The sequence below is a fragment of the Methylomonas sp. MS20 genome (assembly GCF_050275925.1).
In the GTDB taxonomy this organism is placed as follows: Bacteria; Pseudomonadota; Gammaproteobacteria; order Methylococcales; family Methylomonadaceae; genus Methylomonas; species Methylomonas koyamae_A.
Map to the genome: position 1 here is coordinate 542,086 of NZ_CP189962.1, position 15,542 is coordinate 557,627.

At 55.6% G+C, this 15,542-nt stretch carries 16 protein-coding genes; all 16 read left to right on the plus strand.

Annotated elements, in window-relative coordinates:
- Positions 1-3: 3 nt before the first annotated feature.
- Positions 4-273, plus strand: a complete 270-nt coding sequence (fliQ, locus tag ACQE3D_RS02330) for a flagellar biosynthesis protein FliQ (RefSeq protein ID WP_064025080.1) — start codon at positions 4-6, stop codon at positions 271-273.
- Positions 270-1,046: a flagellar biosynthetic protein FliR gene (gene fliR, locus ACQE3D_RS02335; RefSeq protein WP_064025078.1), complete on the plus strand. Its 777-nt coding sequence runs from the start codon at positions 270-272 to the stop codon at positions 1,044-1,046. The genes fliQ and fliR overlap by 4 nt, the downstream gene beginning before the upstream one ends.
- Positions 1,046-2,173 (plus strand): flagellar biosynthesis protein FlhB, encoded by a 1,128-nt coding sequence (gene flhB, locus ACQE3D_RS02340; protein WP_281022104.1) that lies wholly within the window; start codon positions 1,046-1,048, stop codon positions 2,171-2,173. Before fliR ends, flhB begins: the two co-directional genes overlap by 1 nt.
- Positions 2,174-2,182: 9 nt before the next feature.
- Positions 2,183-4,288, plus strand: a complete 2,106-nt coding sequence (gene flhA / locus ACQE3D_RS02345; protein WP_064025074.1) for a flagellar biosynthesis protein FlhA — start codon at positions 2,183-2,185, stop codon at positions 4,286-4,288.
- Between the two features lie 14 nt (positions 4,289-4,302).
- Positions 4,303-5,727 (plus strand): flagellar biosynthesis protein FlhF, encoded by a 1,425-nt coding sequence (gene flhF / locus ACQE3D_RS02350; protein WP_168033614.1) that lies wholly within the window; start codon positions 4,303-4,305, stop codon positions 5,725-5,727.
- A gap of 31 nt (positions 5,728-5,758) precedes the next feature.
- Entirely contained in the window at positions 5,759-6,592 is an 834-nt protein-coding gene (locus ACQE3D_RS02355) for a MinD/ParA family protein (protein ID WP_064025070.1), read from the plus strand.
- Complete coding sequence (locus tag ACQE3D_RS02360; RefSeq protein WP_071154984.1) at positions 6,589-7,335, plus strand: RNA polymerase sigma factor FliA; 747 nt, start codon at positions 6,589-6,591, stop codon at positions 7,333-7,335. The genes ACQE3D_RS02355 and ACQE3D_RS02360 overlap by 4 nt, the downstream gene beginning before the upstream one ends.
- 100 nt (positions 7,336-7,435) lie before the next feature.
- Positions 7,436-7,810, plus strand: a complete 375-nt coding sequence (locus ACQE3D_RS02365) for a chemotaxis response regulator CheY (protein ID WP_064025066.1) — start codon at positions 7,436-7,438, stop codon at positions 7,808-7,810.
- An 18-nt stretch (positions 7,811-7,828) separates the two neighbouring features.
- The gene (locus ACQE3D_RS02370) at positions 7,829-8,557 is read left to right on the plus strand and encodes a protein phosphatase CheZ (RefSeq protein WP_064025064.1); all 729 of its coding nucleotides are present in this window, start codon (positions 7,829-7,831) and stop codon (positions 8,555-8,557) included.
- A 9-nt stretch (positions 8,558-8,566) separates the two neighbouring features.
- The gene (locus ACQE3D_RS02375) at positions 8,567-10,783 is read left to right on the plus strand and encodes a chemotaxis protein CheA (protein ID WP_313729214.1); all 2,217 of its coding nucleotides are present in this window, start codon (positions 8,567-8,569) and stop codon (positions 10,781-10,783) included.
- Between the two features lie 8 nt (positions 10,784-10,791).
- On the plus strand, positions 10,792-11,883 hold the full coding sequence (locus tag ACQE3D_RS02380) for a protein-glutamate methylesterase/protein-glutamine glutaminase (RefSeq protein ID WP_313729213.1): 1,092 nt from the start codon (positions 10,792-10,794) through the stop codon (positions 11,881-11,883).
- On the plus strand, positions 11,883-12,629 hold the full coding sequence (locus ACQE3D_RS02385) for a flagellar motor protein (protein WP_064025057.1): 747 nt from the start codon (positions 11,883-11,885) through the stop codon (positions 12,627-12,629). Before ACQE3D_RS02380 ends, ACQE3D_RS02385 begins: the two co-directional genes overlap by 1 nt.
- A gap of 2 nt (positions 12,630-12,631) precedes the next feature.
- Positions 12,632-13,495, plus strand: a complete 864-nt coding sequence (motD, locus tag ACQE3D_RS02390) for a flagellar motor protein MotD (RefSeq protein WP_064025055.1) — start codon at positions 12,632-12,634, stop codon at positions 13,493-13,495.
- An 11-nt stretch (positions 13,496-13,506) separates the two neighbouring features.
- Positions 13,507-14,310, plus strand: a complete 804-nt coding sequence (locus tag ACQE3D_RS02395) for a ParA family protein (RefSeq protein WP_064025053.1) — start codon at positions 13,507-13,509, stop codon at positions 14,308-14,310.
- Complete coding sequence (locus tag ACQE3D_RS02400; RefSeq protein ID WP_064025051.1) at positions 14,307-15,008, plus strand: chemotaxis protein CheW; 702 nt, start codon at positions 14,307-14,309, stop codon at positions 15,006-15,008. The genes ACQE3D_RS02395 and ACQE3D_RS02400 overlap by 4 nt, the downstream gene beginning before the upstream one ends.
- Positions 15,009-15,027: 19 nt before the next feature.
- Positions 15,028-15,501 carry a chemotaxis protein CheW gene (locus ACQE3D_RS02405; protein ID WP_064025049.1) on the plus strand — a complete coding sequence of 158 codons (474 nt, stop codon included), beginning with the start codon at positions 15,028-15,030 and terminating at the stop codon, positions 15,499-15,501.
- The last annotated feature ends 41 nt before the right edge of the window (positions 15,502-15,542 follow it).

Here is a 15,542-nt window from a genome sequence, read left to right on the forward strand (position 1 = left end):
GCAATGACTAACGAGACTATTTCAATCATTGCCCAGGAAACCGTCTGGGTTTCTTTAAAATTGATGGGGCCGGTGCTGCTGACGTCGTTGTGCGTCGGCTTGTTGATTTCGATGTTTCAGGCCGCGACGTCGATACAGGAGCAAACCCTGACTTTTATCCCTAAATTGGCCTCCATCATTGTTGTGTTGATGATCGCCGGCCCCGGCATGTTGCAGACCCTGATCGATTACTTTCAGGATTTGATGCGAGACATTCCAACGCTGATAGGATGAATGTTCGCGAAGACGAATTGCTGGCTTATTTGACGACCTTTATTTGGCCGTTTTTTCGGATCAGTTCGATGTTCGTGACGATACCGGTATTCAGCGTTCGCGCCTTGCCGGCCAGAATTCGTGTGCTGGCCAGCTTATTGATTACCTTCACTTTATTACCGGCGTTGCCGGCGATGCCCGATGTCGAACTGTTCGGGTACGATGGCTTGGTCGTCGCGGTGCAACAGGTGGCATTAGGTATGACGACCGGTTTCATTCTGCAAATGGTCTTCTCGGTGATGTTGTTTGCCGGGCAAACCATCGCCTACAGCATGGGCTTGGGCTTTGCGTCGATGGTTGACCCTGCCACCGGTGTGCAAGTACCGGTTATCGCGCAGCTGTTTGTCATTGCCGGCAGCTTCAGTTTTTTGGCGGTGGACGGGCATTTATTGTTGATCGAGATGCTGGCGCGTAGCTTCCATGCCCTGCCGGTTTCGACCGAGGGCTTACGCAAGGAAGATCTGTGGTTGATCGTGATGTGGAGCGGTCAAATCTTTGCCGAGGGCTTGTTGTTGGCGCTGCCGGTGATGGCCGCGTTGCTGTTCGTCAATATCAGCTTCGGCGTTGCCTCCAAGGCGGCTCCGCAATTGCAAGTATTCGGCGTGGGTTTTCCAATCACGATATTGTTGGGCATGATCCTGGTCTGGATCGGTTTGCCGGTGTTGCTGGAAGGCTTTGGCGAAAGTTTGCGGGACGGCTTTGCTCTGGTTGGGCAAATCTTGAGGCTGGGCTGATGGCTGAAGATTCCGGCCAAGACAAAACCGAAGACCCTACTGGCAAGCGGCTCTCCGAGTCGCGTAAAAAAGGCCAGCTACCGCGGTCCAAGGAGCTTAACACCTTTGTCACGTTAATCGTGGCATCGGCGCTGTTCGTTTACATCGGCCGACATATGGCGGAGGGCCTGTTGGCGATGATGAAGCAACAATTCCGACTTAGCCGCGATCAGGTGTTCGATCCGGCGACACCGGTCGCCCACCTTAAGCTGGCCTTGGTCGACGGCTTCACGGTCGTGGCTCCGTTTATGCTGATTCTTCTGGTCGCCGATTTTTTGGCATCGCTACTCCTCGGCGGCTGGAATTTCGCCAGCGAAGCCTATCACCCCAAGTTTTCCAAGTTGAATCCGCTCGCCGGCATGAAACGTTTGGTCGGTATTCAGGGCGTTGTCGAATTGATCAAAGCCGTCATTAAAACGCTGCTGGTGGCGATCGTGGCGTGGAATTTATTCAAATTGCATTTCGACGACTTCATGGGTATTAGCCGGATACCGGTCGATCAAGCCATCTACCGGGTCGGCGATATTATCGTGGTCGGCCTGTTGATCATGAGCTCGACGCTAGCCTTGGTGGTGATGCTGGACGTGCCTTACCAGCTCTGGAACAACCAGCGCCATTTGAAAATGACTAAGCAGGAAGTGCGCGAGGAAGCCAAGGATCAGGAGGGCAGTCCAGAGGTTAAGGGCAAGATCCGGCGCATGCAAATGGAAGCGGCGCGGCGGCGCATGATGGACGCAGTGCCTAGCGCCGATGTCATCGTCACCAATCCGACGCATTTCGCGGTGGCGCTGAAATACGATCCCAGCGGGGCCGGCGCGCCGATTTTGGTCGCAAAAGGGACGGACTTGATTGCCAGCCAAATCCGCGAATTGGCGCTGGCGGCCAAAGTGCCGCTGGTGGCAGCCCCCGCGCTCGCGCGCGCCTTGTACTACTCTACCGAACTGAACCAAGAGGTGCCGCGCGGCCTGTTTTTGGCGGTCGCGCAAGTGCTGGCCTACGTGTTTCAATTGCGGGCCTCCACTCAACAAGGCTGGGGACGGCCGACGCCGCCGACCGACGTATATGTCCCAGACGATTTCAAGCAATAACTTATTCCGATGGATTTCAGCAAAATTCTTGCTACGCTAAAGTCGCTGACCGGCCTGGGGCTGGGCGCGCCACTATTGATTGTCATGTTGTTGGCGCTGCTGATATTGCCGCTGCCGCCGTTTTTGCTGGATCTGTTCTTCACCTTTAACATCGCGTTTTCGCTGATTATCCTGCTGGTTGTCATTTATACGCTGAAACCGCTGGAATTCGCGTCGTTTCCGACCGTGATTCTGATCGCCACTTTGTTACGGCTGGCCTTGAACGTCGCATCGACTCGTGTGGTGTTGATCCGCGGTCACGAGGGTGGCGATGCGGCGGGCAAGGTCATCGAAGCCTTCGGCTCGTTCGTGATCGGCGGCAATTTCGCGGTCGGTATCGTCGTGTTCGTGATTTTGGTCGTCATCAATTTTGTCGTCGTGACCAAGGGCGCCGGCCGGGTCGCCGAGGTGAGCGCCCGCTTTACGTTGGATGCGATGCCCGGCAAACAAATGGCGATCGACGCCGATTTGAATTCGGGTTTGATCAATCAGGACGAGGCTCGCGCTCGCCGTGAGGAAGTCGCCGCCGAGGCGGATTTTTACGGGTCGATGGACGGTGCCAGCAAGTTCGTACGCGGTGACGCGGTCGCGGGCATCATCATCTTGTTCGTCAACATGATCGGCGGTTTGGCGATCGGCGTCGGCCAGCACGACATGAGCTTCGCCAACGCGGCCAATGTTTACGTGTTGCTGACGATAGGCGACGGTTTGGTGGCGCAGATTCCGTCGTTGCTGTTGTCGGTGGCCTCGGCGATGGTAGTGACGCGGGTGCGCGGCTCCAAACAGGACATAGGCAAGCAGGTCACCTCGCAGTTGTTCGAGGACCCGCGTACCTTGCTGGTGACGGCGGCGGTGATGGGTTTGTTGGGCATTATCCCCGGCATGCCCAATCTGGTGTTCATACTGCTGGCCTTGTCCCTGGTGGGAGCCGCTTATTTGATCGATCGGCGCCGCAAGCTCGAGGAAGAAAAAGCGCTGGAAATGGAGCGGATGGTCTCGCCGCAGCAATTGGCCAAAACCGAAATCAAGGAGTTGGGTTGGGATGATGTGATGCCGGTCGATGCGATCGGCCTGGAAGTCGGTTATCGGTTGATTCCGTTGGTGGATCGCAACCAAGGCGGTCAATTGATGATGCGCATCAAGGGCGTGCGCAAGAAGCTGTCTCAGGAGCTGGGCTTTTTGATTCCGTCGGTGCATATTCGCGACAACTTGGATTTGTCGCCGACCGAATACCGGATTTCGTTGATGGGGGTGACGGTCGGCGAAGCCAGCATCATGCCGGAGAAAGAAATGGCGATCAATCCAGGGCGGGTGTTTGGCACGGTGCAAGGCACGGCCTGTAAGGACCCGGCGTTCGGTTTGGATGCTGTCTGGATCGACGCCGGCCAAAAGGATCAGGCGCAAACGCTGGGATACACTGTCGTCGATCCCAGCACCGTGGTCGCGACCCATTTAAGCCATATTCTGCAAAGCAACGCGCACGAACTGTTCGGGTACGAAGAAGCGCAGCAATTGCTCGACAATCTAAGCAAGTTGGCGCCGAAACTGGTCGAGGATTTGGTGCCTAAGACCCTGCCACTGGGAATCCTGGTTAAAGTGCTGCAAAACCTGCTGCAAGAGCGGGTGTCGATCCGGGATATGCGGACGATCGCCGAAACTTTGGCGGAGTACGGGGTCAAGAGTCAAGATCCGGACATCTTGACCTCCGCGGTTCGGGTGGCCTTGGGCCGATCTATTGTCCATGAAATCAATGGTGCGCAGGCCGAGATCCCGGTGATTACTCTCGATCCTGGCTTGGAACAGATATTGCATAAGTCATTGCAGACGGCGGGCGATGGCGGCGCGGGTTTGGAACCGGGCTTGGCCGAGCAGATGCACAGGTCGTTGGAGGAAAGTGCCCAGCACATGGAATTGGAAGGCCAAGTGCCGATATTGCTGGTGTCCTCCTTCATCAGGCCTTGGCTGGCGCGCTTCGTCCGTCATTCGATATCCGGCTTACATGTGCTGGCCTATAATGAAATTCCTCAAGATCGGCAGATCAGAGTGGTTTCCACGGTTGGGCAGCGTGCAAAATGAATTGAGGTTGCGCGATGAAAATTAAACGCTTTTTTGCGGCAGATATACGTCAGGCCATGCGTATGGTCAAAGAAGAGCTGGGAGCCGACGCGGTGATTATGTCGAACCGCTCAGTGGATGGTGGTGTCGAAATTGTGGCGGCCCGCGATTTTGATGAACAAGTCATTCATAAAAATCTGAAGCAGCGGGAACAAGAGAAACAGGCGGTCGCCGAACCCAAGAAGTTGGAGTTGCCGGATTTCGACGCTGAACAAAAGCCCGTCCACTTAGTCAGCAGCGCCAGAAAGCGCGGCGCCGAAAATTCGACACCAGTCAATCCGATCCGCCGCCATCTCGATCAATATATCGGCTACGCTGAAAAGCTGCAGGTTGCCAACGTTAATGCCCAAAAAATCGGCGAAAAACTGAAAGCCGCCGACAAACCAGCCGAGAAACCGGCTTGGGCGGGCGGTGACCCGAAAATCCGAACCGTCGCGGAAGCCAAGCCGGCCGCCCCCGCCAAACCAGCGGTCGCCGACCAGTTCATGGCCGAGATGCGTGGCGAGATGAAAGAGCTGAGGGCCATGCTGGATGCCAAATTGTCCGGTTTAGTCACGCAGTTGCCGCAATCGGCGGCGCCGGTTCGGCAAGCCTTGCAGGATCGGTTGATGGATAGCGGTTTTTCCCGGACGCTGGCCGGCAAGATCGCCAATCGATTGGGCGGTCACCAACAATTGGATACCGCCTTCGCTAAGTCGCGGGACATGTTGGCCGGCTTGCTGCCGATCGCCGACGACGATTTGCTGGAGTGCGGCGGTATCGCCGCCCTGGTCGGTTCCACCGGCGTCGGCAAGACCACGACGATCGCTAAACTGGCCGCCCAGTTTATTTTGAAACACGGTACCCGCCAGATCGCGCTGATTACCACCGACAACTTCCGAATCGGCGCCCACGAGCAGATCAACACCTATGGCCGTATTCTGGACGTGCCGGTGCGCGTCGCCAACGACGCCAACGAATTGCGGCGGCATATCGACAGTTTTTCAGACAAGCGTCTGATTTTGATCGATACCGCCGGCATGAGCCAGCGCGACATGCGCCTAGCCGAGCAACTGAAAACCCTCCAGCACGGCGATTTGCCGATACGCACGTATTTGGTGATGTCGGCGACAACCCAATACAAATCGATGTTGGAAATTATCGAGGCGTTCCGGATACTGGAACCGCAAGCGACTATACTTACCAAATTGGATGAGGCGGTCAGTAAGGCGACGGCGTTGTCGGCGATAATCGAGCGACGCATGCCGTTATCGTTCGTCACCGACGGTCAGCAAGTGCCGGAAGATATATTTCTGCCCGATGCCGGTGCTTTGATACGGCAATGTCTGGCCGACGCCGAAGAGGCGCCGGCGTACGAGGGCGAGAACCAAGACGACTGGATGGCGGAAAGCCATGCATAAGCCACTCGATCAGGCAGCCGGAATTAGACAAATGAGACAGATGAAACCAGTACGAGTAATCGCCGTGACTAGCGGCAAGGGTGGCGTCGGCAAAACCAACTTGTCCGTCAACATTGGTGTGGCCCTGGCCAAAATGGGACGGCGGGTGGCCATACTCGACGCCGACATGGGCTTGGCGAACGTCGATATTTTGTTGGGGATGTTTCCCGAATACAACCTGTCGCATGTTCTAAACGGCGAAAAGACGTTGCGGGAAATCATGATGACCGGACCCGCCGGCCTGAAGATTATCCCGGCGTCGTCGGGCATCCAGCGCATGTCCGATCTGTCGAATGTCGAACAGGCTGGCGTGATTAGGGCTTTTAGCGACATCGACAAGGATCTCGATGTGCTGATCGTCGATACGGCGGCCGGTATTTCGTCGAGCGTGGTCAATTTCGCTCGTGCCTGCCAGGAAGTGATCGTAGTGGTCTGCGACGAACCGACTTCGTTGGCCGATGCGTATGCCTATATCAAGTTGTTGAACCGTGACTACGGCTTGAACAGTTTTCATATTGTCACGAATATGGTGCAGTCCGCCGAACACGGGCAGGCCCTATTTACCAAACTGAGCAAGGTTACCGATCGCTATCTGGACGTGGCGCTACAATTTGTCGGCGCGGTTCCGCAAGATGAATATCTGCGGAAATCGGTACAGAAACAGCAGCCAGTCGTCGAAGCCTTTCCGCAGAGCAAGGCGGCCTTGGCGATTAAAAATCTAGCGAGAAAAATCGACAGTTGGCCGATCAAGCCCAAGGCCGGCGGCTATTTGGAGTTCTTTGTCGAGCGGATGATTCAATATAGCGCCAAAGAGGATGTTGCATGAGTGGAGCGGCAATGTACGCTGCCGTGCAGGCCGGAAATCTGGATAACTTGGTTATCCAGCACGCGCCGCTCGTCAAACGCATTGCCTACCATTTAATGGGTCGTTTGCCAGACACTGTACAAATCGATGACATGATTCAGTCCGGCATGCTCGGACTGTTGGAAGCGCTAAAGCATTACGACGCTGCTCAGGGTGCCAGTTTCGAAACCTACGCCGGCATCCGAATCCGCGGAGCGATGCTTGACGAATTACGCCGCTCCGATTGGACGCCGCGCTCGGTCCATAAAAAAGCCAGGGCGGCGGCCGAAGCGATTCGCGATGTGGAGAGCCGCCTGGGTCGAGATGCCAAGGATAGCGAAGTCGCCCGGCAGATGGGCATCAGCCTGGAGGAATACGGCCGGATTTTGCAGGACGCGATGTCTTGCAAAACCTTTAGCGTCGAAGAATTGGTGCAGGGCGAAGACGGCGTCATCGACGCGGTACACGATGGATTTCAGCCGGAAGAAGCGTTAATCCGGCAAAGTTTTCAACAAGCGCTGGCCAAGGCGATTGCCGAGTTGCCGGAGCGTGAGCGGTTGGTTATATCGTTGTATTACGACGACGAACTGAATTTGCGCGAGATTGGCAAGGTATTGGATGTCAGCGAATCCCGGGTCAGTCAAATATGCAGTCAAGCCCTGCTGCGGCTCCGGGCTAGGCTTGCAGATTGGCTGGAAGGAACAGATAATGAAAAGTCGGGTTAATTTGTGGTTATTGCCGAACGTTGGTTCGGTTTTTTCAGCGAATCGCCTCTTTCTCAAATGAATTAAGTAGTCAGGGTGGAGATTTTCCTTGGATAAGAATATGCGCATTCTGGTTGTCGACGACTTTTCGACAATGCGGAGAATTGTAAAAAACCTTTTGAAAGATCTGGGGTTTACGAACACTGTGGAAGCCGACGATGGCCGAACGGCGTTGCCGATACTCGAGAAGGGCGGTATCGATTTTCTGATTACCGACTGGAATATGCCGGGGATGACCGGTATCGATCTGCTAAGAGCGGTGCGAGCCCACCCGAGCCTGGCCAATCTACCGGTGCTGATGGTGACGGCGGAAGCCAAGCGGGAGCAGATTATCACCGCGGCCCAAGCCGGTGTGAACGGTTATGTGATCAAACCGTTTACGGCGGCAACGTTGAAAGAAAAAATCGAAAAGATTTTCGAGCGTATCGAAGGCTAATTGTCCGGAACGAGGCCCATGAATAGTGATTTGCTGAATTTGACCCGGAATTTGGTCGCGGCGCTGGAAAAGCAGGATGAAAACGAGGCGGATCGCCTGTTGGATCAAGTCGCCGGGCTCCGGGAGACGCAATTGTTCAAGGAAGTCGGTCGTTTGACTCGGCAGCTTCACGACACCATGGTCAGCTTTTCCGTCGACTCGAAAATTACCGAATTGACTGCCCACGACATTCCGGATGCCAAGGAGCGCTTGCATTATGTGATCGCGATGACCGAGCAGGCCGCCGACCAGACCTTGACCGCCGTCGAAGAATTGCTGCCGGTTTCCGATGAGTTGAGCGATAGGGCCAAACAATTGGCGCAACAGTGGAACCGGTTTTTAGATAGGGAAATGCCTTTCGAAGAGTTCAAGGCCATGAGCGTGGAACTCAGCCAGTATTTCAATCAAACCCAAGGTTCGTTTGAGCGGATTCAACAAGGTTTGAACGATATTCTGATGGCTCAAGGCTTTCAGGACATCACGGGCCAAATCATTCGTCGCGTCATCGACTTGGTTCAGGAATTGGAAACCAGCATGGTCAATTTGATCAGTATTTCCAGCTCGCGGGTCGTGCCGCATGCCGCTCGCGCCGAGTCGGCATCGCACGAATTGCCGGGGCCTGTAGTGCCGGGCGTGGACGACAAGGCTGGCGATGTCGCCACCAGTCAAGTGGATGTCGATGATTTGCTCTCCAGCTTGGGTTTCTGAGGAAAGACTATGGCGATCGATTTGGACGACGAAATTTTGCAGGATTTCTTGGTCGAAGCCGGAGAAATTCTGGAGTCACTTGGCGAACAATTGGTTGAACTAGAGCAATCGCCCAGTGATTTCGAACTGCTAAACGCGATTTTTCGCGGCTTTCATACCATCAAGGGTGGCGCCGGTTTTCTGTCGATTTCCGCACTGGTCGATATTTGTCACAGTGCCGAGGATGTATTCAATGTCTTGAGGCAGGGCGATCGCCAAGTTACTCCGGATTTGATGGATGCAATTCTGCAAGTCATCGACATCGTCAATGAGATGTTCAATATTGTGCGTACCGGCAACATGCCGAAAGCCGCCGATCAGGGGTTATTGCAGCGTTTGCACGGTTTCGCGACAGCTTCTTCCTCTGAAGATACGCTCCCGGAGCCGGAGCCGGAGCCGGAGCCGGAGCCGGAGTCTGATGCTGAGCAGGAGTCCGACCATTTGGAAGTCGTCGACCCACAGGGTTTGACGCCGCAGGAATTGGTTGCGCAAGAATTCGAGGCGATGCTGGATCCAGAGGAAATGGACGAATCCGAGACCGGAGCCAGCGACTTAATTACCGAACAAGAGTTCGAAGAACTGCTCGACGCATTGCACGGGAAGGGCGGTTCACCGACGGTGCCCGCATCCGCCAAGCCGGTTGCCGACGACGAAATCACCGAAGACGAGTTCGAAAATTTACTTGATGAGTTGCACGGCAAAGGCAAGTTTTCTGCCGCTCCCGTTGAGAACCCAAGCCCGGCCACCGATTCCGGAGACATCACCGACGAAGAATTCGAGCAGGTCCTGGACTCATTGCACGGAAAAGGTAGGTTCGATGCCGCGAATTTACCGTTAGGCGACATCGAGCCTATGGTTATCGATCCGGAACCGGTCGTGGAAGCCCCCAAACCGGAAACGGCAAAACCGGTCGTGCCCCGAGCCGAGGTCAGCAAACCCCTTTCGGACAACGAGCGGACCCCGGCCGCCAAGGTAGTCGGTGTTGAAAACGGCAATGCCAAGGCGACTCCTCAAGCCGATACCACGGTTAGGGTAGACACCCAGATCCTCGACGATATTATGAATATGGTGGGCGAGTTGGTCTTGGTCCGTAACCGGTTTCAGACCTTGAAGGCGACCGCCGAAGCCAACGAACAGCTTTCCAAGGCAATTTCCAATCTGGATGTCGTGACCGCCGATCTGCAACTTGCGGTGATGAAGACCCGAATGCAACCGATTAAAAAAGTGTTCGGTCGCTTTCCTCGGGTGGTACGCGATTTGGCCAGAAATTTGAAAAAGGAAATTCGCTTGGACTTGGTCGGCGAAGACACCGATCTGGATAAAAACTTGGTGGAGGCTTTGGCCGATCCGTTGGTGCATTTAGTTAGAAACGCCGTCGACCATGGCATAGAGTCTCCCAGCGAGCGCGAAGCGCAAGGCAAGCCCAGAGAGGGTGTCGTGGTATTGAAAGCGTCGCAGGAGGGCGACCACATCCAACTGTCGATCACCGATGACGGTAAGGGCATGAATGCCAACGTGCTGCGAGCGAAAGCGGTCGAAAAAGGTCTGATGGATGAAGAAAGCGCGGCCAGGCTGGACGACAAGGAGTGCTACAACCTGATCTTCGTGCCCGGTTTTTCGACGAAAAGCGAAATTTCCGATGTGTCCGGTCGCGGTGTCGGCATGGACGTTGTCAAAACCCGGATCGCCCAAATGAACGGTATCGTCGAGATCGATTCGGTCGAGGGGCGCGGCAGTACCATTATTATTAAAGTTCCGCTGACGCTGGCGATCATGCCGACTCTCATGGTCAAACTGGGCGGGCAGGCCTTTGCATTACCGTTGGCCAGCGTGTTGGAAATCCTCGATCTGGATTTGAGCAAAACCAACAAAGTGGACGGGCAGTTGGTCGTCATGGTTCGTAATAAGGCCTTGCCCTTGTTTTATCTTAGCGAATGGTTGGTGCAGACGCCTTATTACCGGACGTCGGAGGCGCAGGGTACCAGTCACGTCGTCGTGGTGAACGCCGGCGGTCGTCAGGTCGGCTTCGTCGTCGACCAGCTGGTCGGCCAGGAAGAGGTGGTTATCAAGGCATTAGGCGCAAAGTTGCACGGCTTGGATGGCTTATCGGGAGCTACGATCACCGGGGACGGAAAAATCGCGTTGATACTTGACGTGCCGGGTCTGGTGAAAAAATACGCGATCTGACGACTGCCATGACCATACGGGTTTTGGTGGTGGATGACTCCGACTTTATCTGCAAACGTATCCGGGACATTTTAGAGGAAGAGTCCGACTTTAAAGTGGTTGGGATTGCCGCAAACGGCAAGGAAGCGGTTCGGATGGCGGCCCTGTTAATGCCTGATGTGATCACGATGGATGTCGACATGCCGGTCATGGACGGCATCACCGCCGTCAGGCAAATCATGGCGACCCGGCCTTGCCCGATTCTGATGTTCTCGGCAATGACGCAGGTCGGCGCGAAGGCGACGCTGGATGCGCTGGAAGCCGGGGCCCTGGATTTTCTGCCGAAGCAGCTCGAAGATATCGACGCCAATCGCAAGCTTGCCTGTCAAACCTTGCGCTTGCGTCTGCGGCTATTGGCCGCGCAAGCGCGGCGAATGCCCGCCAAACCCGTCGCGGGTCCGGGTTACAGCTCTCCTACCGCACCCCGGCCCACCGATGTCGAGCGCCACCCGGCGGCGTCGCTCCGCGCTGAACATGGCGGCGAGTCGATCGAGCGTATTGATTTACTGGTTATCGCGGCTTCCACCGGCGGCCCGATGGCTATCCAGGACATTTTGACGCACTTGCCGCCAGCTTGCCGTTTTCCGATTGTGTTGATTCAGCATATGCCGGCGCATTTCACCAAGAGTTACGCCGATCGCTTGAATCAACTATGCGGTGTCGGGGTCAGGGAGGCCCAGGACCACGACGAACTGCAAAACGGCGTGGCTTTATTGGCGCCGGGGGGCGTACAGACCGAGTTCGTTCGCACCGCCGGCAAATTGACGGTGGCGTTGCGAAATAAAACGCCCGGTGAACTCTACGCGCCGGGGGTGGATATCGCCTTCGCCTCGTTGGCGGCTGAATTCAAAGGGCGTATGTTGGCGGTCGTATTGACCGGCATGGGGTCGGACGGGCGCGAAGGTGCCAAGCAACTCAAACGAGCGGGCGCCGCGATTTGGGCTCAGGATGAACGCAGTTGCGTGGTTTACGGCATGCCCAGAGCGATCGCCGAAGCCGGTTTGGCCGACAAAATTTATTCGTTGAGCGAAATCGCCAATCAATTCAAAAGACTGCATTAATGGATATTCTCAGCATTTTCGGAGTTCTGATAGGGTTTGCCGCGATCATCGGTGGCAACCTGATGGGTGGCGGCGAAATCGGATCGCTGGTCAACGTCCATGCCTTCGTGATTGTGGTTGGTGGTACGCTGGGAGCGACTCTGTTGCAGTTCCCCCCCAAGGTTTTTCTACGTAGCGTGCGCATCTTCGGTTGGATATTCGTGCCGCAGAACTTACAGCTGAAAAAGCAGATCGACAAAATCGTGCGCTGGAGCACCTTGGCCAGAAAAGAGGGCTTGCTGGGTTTGGAATCGGTGATAGAGTCCGAGAAGGACGGGTTCGCCAAGAAGGGTTTGCAACTGTTGGTGGACGGCAACGAGCCGGAAGTGATCCGCGATTGTCTGGACGTGGAATTAACCACTAAGGAACATCTGGACATGCAAGCCGCCAGGGTGTTCGAAGCGATGGGCGGTTACGCTCCGACGATAGGCATTATCGGCGCGGTGATCGGCTTGATCCATGTCATGCAGAATCTGGCCAAGCCCGAGCTGTTGGGCAGTGGTATCGCCACCGCCTTCGTGGCCACGATTTACGGCGTCGGCTTGGCGAACTTGTTGTTCATTCCGATTGCCAATAAGCTGAAAGCGTTGGTGTTCGAAGTCACTCAGGCCAGGGAAATGGTCATCGAAGGGATTTCGTCGATCGCCGAGGGTGAAAACCCGCGCAACATCGAATTGAAACTCTCCGGTTTTTTGCTGGATAAGTAACGATGGTACGCCGCCGCCGCAAACCGCCGCATCAGTCCGATAACCACGATCGCTGGATGGTGTCCTACGCCGATTTCGTCACGTTGCTGTTCGCGTTTTTCGTCGTGATGTACTCGATTTCGTCGGTCAACAAAGGCAAATACGAAACCTTTTCCGAATCTCTGGATCAGGCGCTGTTCCACAACGAGAAAGTCCAGCGCGACGCCGAGCCGATTCAAATCGGCGCCATTCCGACCACGGTTCAACCGATCGAGTTGCCCAACCTCGTTACGGCCGAGGAGCGTGAGCTGAGCGAGGAGATTATGCAGGAAAAGCGCCGTCTGGACGAAGTCTCCCAAGAATTTCAACGCGCGCTGCAACCCTTTGTCGAAAGCCAATTAGTCGGTATTAAAAAGCACGATTTTTGGGTGGAGCTGGAAATGAACAGCGAGTTGCTGTTTGCCAGCGGCAAGGCCGAATTGTCGGCGAAGGCGATCCCGGTGCTGCAAAAGGTCGCCGAGGCCATACGCGATGTGCCCAATGTCATCAATGTCGAGGGTTATACCGATAACGTGCCGATTTCGACCGGTTACTTTCCGTCCAACTGGGACCTGTCGTCGGCCAGGGCCACCAGCGTCGTCAAGGAATTGGTCAAGAACAACATACCGTCGACCCGTTTATCGGCGGTCGGCTATGGAGAATTTCATCCGATTGCCGATAACAATCACGAGGAAGGCCGCTTCAAGAATCGCCGCGTCGTATTGGTGTTGATGTCCCAGGCATTTGCCCGCTACGGTATGAGTGACGACGAACGCGCCAAGGCCTTGAATTTGGCGCCGCAGCCACCGGCGCCTCCCGAAGCGCCGGTCGCTCAACCGGCTCCATAAGCGGCGAATGTATGAAAATCTGGTCAGTATCCAATCAAAAAGGCGGGGTCGGTAAAACCACCACGGTCGTCACCTTGGGTGGATTGCTCAGCACTTGGGGCTTTCGCACGCTGTTGGTCGATCTCGATCCGCACGGCTCGTTGACCAGTTATTTCGGCATGAATCCGGAGGAAGTCGAACACGGCGTTTACAACTTGTTTCGGGATGCCAGCGAGAAAAAGAAGAATATCGATCCGGAGCTGTATGTCGCCCGCACCGATTTCGACGGAATCTCGGTGATGCCGGCTTCCACCGCGATTGCCACGCTGGATCGGCAGGTCGCGGCGATCGGCGGCATGGGCTTGGTGATTTCCACCGCGTTGCACAAACTTTCCGACCGTTACGATTACGTGATTATCGACAGCCCGCCAATGCTGGGTGTGTTGATGATCAACGCAATGGCGGCCTGCGAGCAACTGATCGTGCCGGTGTTGGCCGAGTTTTTGGCCCTGAAGGGGCTGGACCGTATGGTGCATACCATTCAAATGGTGTTTCATTCGCGCAAGACGCCGCCGCGTTTTACCATCGTGCCGACGATGTTCGACAAACGCACCAAGGCCGCCCGCGACGCGTTGGCGGCGCTGTATCGGCAATATCCCGACAACGTCTGGCCATCGGTGATTCCTGTCGATACTAAAGTCCGCGAAGCCAGCCGAGTCGGCGCTCCGCTGCCTTTGTTCGACAAAACCGCGCGGGCGGCCGAAGCCTATACCGAATTATTGGAATTGTTATTGCTTGAAAAAAGCGGCGACAACTCTTCGACACCGCATTCATGAAACAAGCAAAACCGCCTCCGCGCATCGTCCAGCAGCAACTTGCGCTGGACGCCTATCTGCAAACCTTATTGGAAGTCGTTCCGGAGGCGGACGAGGCCGATCTGGCTACCGTCGCGCCAGCAGAACAGCGGTCGGCGCAGACACTGGCGCCCGCTGTGGCGGTCCAAGCCGAGAAAGCGCTCATTCACTTGCCGGAGCCCGCGCTTGTCGCGCTAGAAAATCCGGCTAAACTTCAGGCATTGACGGTAATGCCCGATTGGGCGCTGACTGAATTCCAGGCTTTGTTTTTCAAGGTCGATCAATTGATATTGGCGGCGCCGCTGGTCGATTTGGCCAGAACCATCCGCCTTGAACGCAAACCCGGTAAAATTCCGGGCCAGCCCTCCTGGTTTCTGGGATTGCTCGACGATCAGGATAGCCGGATCGGCGTGCTCGACACCGGGCAATTGGTGTTCGGCAAGACGCGTGGTCAGCAACGCAATTTGGAGGAACGGCCGTTCAAGTGCGTGTTGGTGACTCAAGATAAAAAATGGGGTCTGGCTTGCGACGAAATTTTGTCGATAGGCAAACTGAAACCGGAAAAAGTTCGGTGGCGAACGGTCAGGCGCAAGCGCCCTTGGCTGATAGGCACCGTGATCGAAGAATTGACCGCGATCGTCGACGTCAAACAATTGGTGCCGCACCGCAAACCTCAGTAATCAATCCGGATGGAACAACATGAGCGAAGATAGAAAACAAAGCGATCCGATCATGCAATGGGTGACTTTTTGCCTGGGCGACGAAAAATACGGCATCAACGTGATGCAGGTTCAGGAAGTGCTGCGGGTAACCGAAATTGCTCCGGTGCCCGGCGCGCCGTCCTACGTGTTGGGTATCATCAATTTGCGCGGCAATGTCGTCACGGTTATCGACACCCGAAACCGGTTCGGTCTGCCGTCCAAGGAAACCGACGACGCCTCGCGGGTCGTCATCATCGAAACCGACCGACACATCATCGGTATCTTGGTGGATAGCGTTGCCGAAGTCGTCGAGATGCGGGCCTCCGAAATCGAGACCGCGCCGAATGTCGGTAACGAAGAGAGTTCCAAATACATCCAGGGCGTCACCAGCCGCGACAACCAGTTGTTGATCTTGGTCGATTTGAACAAATTCCTCAGCGACGACGAAAAAGCCGAATTGGACATGTTCTAGTTCGCCTAGTCGGTAAGGACCGGCGGCGATCGTTACCGAAT

Excerpts from the sequence above, each read along its gene's own strand:
- ACQE3D_RS02395 (WP_064025053.1), top strand. The coding sequence starts at position 13,507 with ATGAAAATCTGGTCAGTATCCAATCAAAAAGGCGGGGTCGGTAAAACC.
- flhF (WP_168033614.1), top strand. The coding sequence starts at position 4,303 with ATGAAAATTAAACGCTTTTTTGCGGCAGATATACGTCAGGCCATGCGT.
- ACQE3D_RS02405 (WP_064025049.1), top strand. The coding sequence starts at position 15,028 with ATGAGCGAAGATAGAAAACAAAGCGATCCGATCATGCAATGGGTGACT.
- flhA (WP_064025074.1), top strand. The coding sequence starts at position 2,183 with ATGGATTTCAGCAAAATTCTTGCTACGCTAAAGTCGCTGACCGGCCTG.
- ACQE3D_RS02370 (WP_064025064.1), top strand. The coding sequence starts at position 7,829 with ATGAATAGTGATTTGCTGAATTTGACCCGGAATTTGGTCGCGGCGCTG.
- ACQE3D_RS02365 (WP_064025066.1), top strand. The coding sequence starts at position 7,436 with ATGCGCATTCTGGTTGTCGACGACTTTTCGACAATGCGGAGAATTGTA.
- ACQE3D_RS02385 (WP_064025057.1), top strand. The coding sequence starts at position 11,883 with ATGGATATTCTCAGCATTTTCGGAGTTCTGATAGGGTTTGCCGCGATC.
- ACQE3D_RS02375 (WP_313729214.1), top strand. The coding sequence starts at position 8,567 with ATGGCGATCGATTTGGACGACGAAATTTTGCAGGATTTCTTGGTCGAA.
- fliR (WP_064025078.1), top strand. The coding sequence starts at position 270 with ATGAATGTTCGCGAAGACGAATTGCTGGCTTATTTGACGACCTTTATT.
- fliQ (WP_064025080.1), top strand. The coding sequence starts at position 4 with ATGACTAACGAGACTATTTCAATCATTGCCCAGGAAACCGTCTGGGTT.
- ACQE3D_RS02355 (WP_064025070.1), top strand. The coding sequence starts at position 5,759 with ATGAGACAGATGAAACCAGTACGAGTAATCGCCGTGACTAGCGGCAAG.
- ACQE3D_RS02360 (WP_071154984.1), top strand. The coding sequence starts at position 6,589 with ATGAGTGGAGCGGCAATGTACGCTGCCGTGCAGGCCGGAAATCTGGAT.
- flhB (WP_281022104.1), top strand. The coding sequence starts at position 1,046 with ATGGCTGAAGATTCCGGCCAAGACAAAACCGAAGACCCTACTGGCAAG.
- ACQE3D_RS02400 (WP_064025051.1), top strand. The coding sequence starts at position 14,307 with ATGAAACAAGCAAAACCGCCTCCGCGCATCGTCCAGCAGCAACTTGCG.
- motD (WP_064025055.1), top strand. The coding sequence starts at position 12,632 with ATGGTACGCCGCCGCCGCAAACCGCCGCATCAGTCCGATAACCACGAT.
- ACQE3D_RS02380 (WP_313729213.1), top strand. The coding sequence starts at position 10,792 with ATGACCATACGGGTTTTGGTGGTGGATGACTCCGACTTTATCTGCAAA.